The organism is Burkholderia sp. Ac-20379 (assembly GCF_017104645.1).
GTDB lineage: Bacteria > Pseudomonadota > Gammaproteobacteria > Burkholderiales > Burkholderiaceae > Burkholderia.
In genome coordinates this window covers 1-3,584 of the sequence record NZ_JAAGPF010000490.1, presented here as the reverse complement: position 1 = coordinate 3,584, position 3,584 = coordinate 1, and the positions used below count along the sequence as shown (strand labels likewise).

The 3,584-nt window shown below is 68.0% G+C and carries 2 protein-coding genes and 1 pseudogene; all 3 read right to left on the bottom strand.

Annotated features, from left to right (window positions below; all coding sequences use genetic code 11):
* Positions 1 to 74: 74 nt before the first annotated feature.
* The gene (locus G3N92_RS31825; protein WP_206131508.1) at positions 75 to 1,418 is read right to left on the bottom strand and encodes a CpaF family protein; all 1,344 of its coding nucleotides are present in this window, start codon (positions 1,416 to 1,418) and stop codon (positions 75 to 77) included.
* 4 nt (positions 1,419 to 1,422) lie between these two features.
* On the bottom strand, positions 1,423 to 2,700 hold the full coding sequence (locus G3N92_RS31820) for a fimbrial protein (protein ID WP_206131507.1): 1,278 nt from the start codon (positions 2,698 to 2,700) through the stop codon (positions 1,423 to 1,425).
* Between the two features lie 75 nt (positions 2,701 to 2,775).
* Positions 2,776 to 3,584: pseudogene (locus G3N92_RS31815) on the bottom strand (type II and III secretion system protein family protein); the annotation flags it as partial.

The window sequence follows — 3,584 nt, the reverse complement described above, 5'->3', positions numbered from 1 at the left end:
CCTGGCTGCCGCGCCACAGCCAGATGCCGGCGGCCGCCAGGATCAGCGCGAACGACAGCGACCAGAGCACGCCGCTAGACATTGAAGCCTCCGTTGCGGCCGAAGCCGTCGCCCCCGCCCATGTTGCCGATCAGCACGTTGCGGAAACGCGCGAGCTTCGGCGAATGCGGATGGATGCCGAGCGATTCCCAGTGATCGATTTCCTCGCCCTCGGGCGTGACGCGCGCGTCGTAGCGATACAGCTCCTGGGTCGCGACGATGTTGTCGGCCATGCCGGTCACCTCGGTGATCGACAGGATCCGGCGGCGCCCGTTGGACAGGCGGCCGATCTGCACGATGAAATCGATCGCGTTGGCGATCTGGCGGCGCAGGCTCGATTCGGTGCCTTGGAAACCCGCGAACCCGGCCAGCATTTCGAGGCGATACAGGCACTCGCGCGGCGAGCTGGCGTGGATCGTGCCCATCGAGCCGTCGTGGCCGGTGTTCATCGCCTGCAGCATCTCGAGCACTTCGCCGCCGCGCACTTCGCCGACGATGATGCGGTCCGGCCGCATCCGCAAGGTGTTGCGCAGCAAGTCGCGGATCGACACCACGCCGGTGCCGTCGAAGCTGCCGGGGCGGCTTTCGAGGCGCACCACGTGCGGGTGGTTCAGCGACAGTTCGGCCGTGTCCTCGATCGTCACGACGCGCTCGGTCTCGGGGATGTAGAACGCCAGCGCGTTCAGCAGCGAGGTCTTGCCCGAGCTCGTGCCGCCCGACACCAGGATGTTGCAGCGCGCCTGCACGGCCGCTTCGAGCAGCGTGGCGATCTCGCCGCTGAACGTGCCGTTCTCGAGCAGATCGGACGGCTTGAGCGGATCCTTGCGGAATTTCCGGATCGACACCACCGGGCCTTCCAGCGACAGCGGTTCGATCACGACGTTGACGCGGCCGCCGTCGGGCAGGCGCGCATCGACCATCGGGTTCGATTCGTCGAGACGGCGGCCGACCGGCGCGAGGATGCGGCGCACGATACGCAGCAGGTGCGCGTTGTCGGTGAAGCGGATCGGCAGCTTGGCGAGAATCCCGCGGCGCGACACGTAGATGTCGTTGTAGCCGTTGATCAGGATGTCCTCGACGAGCGGATCGGACAGCAGATCCTCGATCGGGCCGAAGCCGGCCAGTTCCTTGGTCAGCGCCTCGCCGATCTCGCGCACCTCGCTCTCGTTGAGCGGAATCCGGCGCAGGCGCACGAAGCTGTCGATCTCCAGATCGACGAACTGGTTGATCGCCTGGCGCGACCAGCGGCCGAACTCCGAACCGAGTTCCTCGATCCGGGTCAGCAGGTGCTCGTGCGCGGCGTTCTTGATGTCGTGGAACTGCTGCGTCTGGGAGAACGGCGCGGCGCCGTCGGCAAATTGGATGTCGTCGTGTGCCATTCGCTTACGACCGCTTCGTGGTGGATTGAATGAAACGCTTCAGCGCCGCGAGGCCGCTCGCCGGCGGCGCGGCGGCTTCGCCGGACGCCATGCCGGCCGCGCCCGCCGCGCGCATGGCGCCCGCGGCGCTCGCCGTCAGGCGCTCGGCCAGCGCGTCGAGCGCCTTCACGTACGGATCGCGCTCGGCGGCCTCGACGATCAGCTTGCCCTGATTCGCCGCATGACCGATGGCCACGCGCCGCGACGGCAGCGTCGCCGCGAGCGGCACGTCGAGCCGCTCGGCGATCTGCGCCGGCAGCAGGCCGATCGCCGCATCGTATTGATTGACGACCAGCTTGACGCGCTCGGTATTGACGCCCTTCTCGCGCAGATCGCCGAGCAGTTCGACGGCCGACACGACCGACGCGATGCCCTGATCGCAGACGAGCCAGGCCTCGTCGCTCAGCGACACGATCTGCGAGATGAACTCGCGGTTCGTGAAGCCGCCGAGATCGACGATCTGCTGATCGACGAACGCGCGCAGCCGGTTGAACAGGCCCGCGCAGGCGGCGGCCGACACCTCGCGCAGATCGGCGAGATTCGGCGGCAGCGTGGTCAGCGCCACGCCGCTCGCGTGATGCGCGAACGCGGTATTGACGAAGGTGCGATCGAAGCGGCGCAGGTTGCGCACGGCCTCGACGAAATGCAGCTCGCAGCGCGTGTTGAGGAACAGCGCGCCGTCGCCGGCCGGCAGCCCGAGATCGATCAGCGCGGTGCGGCGGTTCTGCGCCGCGATCTTGCGCTGCAGCAGCACCGAGAGATTGGTCGCCAGCGTGCTGACGCCCATCCCCGCGCGCGCGCCGAGCAGCGCCAGCACCTTGCCGTGGCGGCTGGTCGGTTCGCCGAGGTTGTCGAGCAGGCCGCGCGTGACGCGCAGCGCTTCCTCGGCCGGCGCCGACAGATCGACGAAATCGCGCACGCCGGCGCGCAGCGCCGACAGCGCGCTCTCGGGCTCGGTCAAGCTGCCCAGCGCGATCACGGGCAGCCCCGGATACGCCGTGCGCACCGCCGACACCGCCGTGCTCGCGGCCGCCTGATCGCCGGCGAAGTCGATGAAGACGAGCGCCGGATTCAGGCCGCCGATCCGCTGCGTCAGCACCGCTGCGTCGAGCGGCGAAGCCTCGACCGCGCCGGTGGACACGAGCGTCTGCCCGAGCCACTTGACGTGCTCGCCGCGCGCCGAGGCGCAGATGAAGTGATCGGTGACGGCAGGCTCAGCCAACGATTGCGTTCTCGCGTTCATGTTGAACACTCCCCGTAAAACGGTGCGCGAACGTGCACCGCATCCGGCCGTTCACATTCTCCTCCTCCGGCGCGCTCATTTCGAGAACCCCGGAGCCGCATCCGGCACCAGCATGCCGCCCAGGAACGACCGCCAGACCGGCCCGTCGTGCTGCTCCGAGCGTTCGCCGGGCGTGGCCGGCAACGCCGTGCCGGCCGCGATCGGCGACACCAGGTGCGGCGTCACGATGATCATCAGTTCCTTGTCGTTCTGCTGGTAGCTCAGACTCTTGAAGAAGGCCCCGATGATCGGCAGATCGCCGAGGAACGGCACCTTGCTCACATTCGACGTCGTTTCGCGATCGATCAAACCGCCGATCACGTAGCTTTCGCCGTCGCCGAGTTCGACCGTGGTGTCCGCGCGGCGCGTGGTCAGCGCGGGCACCGTGATGCTGTCGATGGTGATGGCGTGCAGGAAATCGAGCTGGCTCGCTTCCGGCGCCACCTTCAACGCGATCCGGTTCGGACCGAGCACGGTCGGCGTGACCGTCAGCCCGATGCCGTACGGCTTCCATTCGATCGAGATGGTGCCGAGCGACTGCGGCACCGGCACCGGAATCTCGCCGCCGGCCAGGAAGTTCGCGCTCTGGCCCGACAGCGCGACCAGCGTCGGCTGCGCGAGAATCCGGGCCAGATTGTTCTGCTCCATCACCGAGAGGTTGCCCGCCAGGCCACGCGAGGTCGACCCCACCACCAGGTTGAACGCCGCCGTGATCGGCGAGGCCGCCGTGACGGCCAACCCCGCCGCCGGGCTGTAATTCATGGTCTGCAGCGAGCTCGGCGCGAACGATCCGAACGAGAAACCGTTGTTCGACTTGAACAGGTTCAGGCCCGCTTCCTTGATCA

Coding starts and splice junctions, on each gene's coding strand:
- G3N92_RS31825 (WP_206131508.1), bottom strand. CDS start 1,418: ATGGCACACGACGACATCCAATTTGCCGACGGCGCCGCGCCGTTCTCC.
- G3N92_RS31820 (WP_206131507.1), bottom strand. CDS start 2,700: ATGAACGCGAGAACGCAATCGTTGGCTGAGCCTGCCGTCACCGATCAC.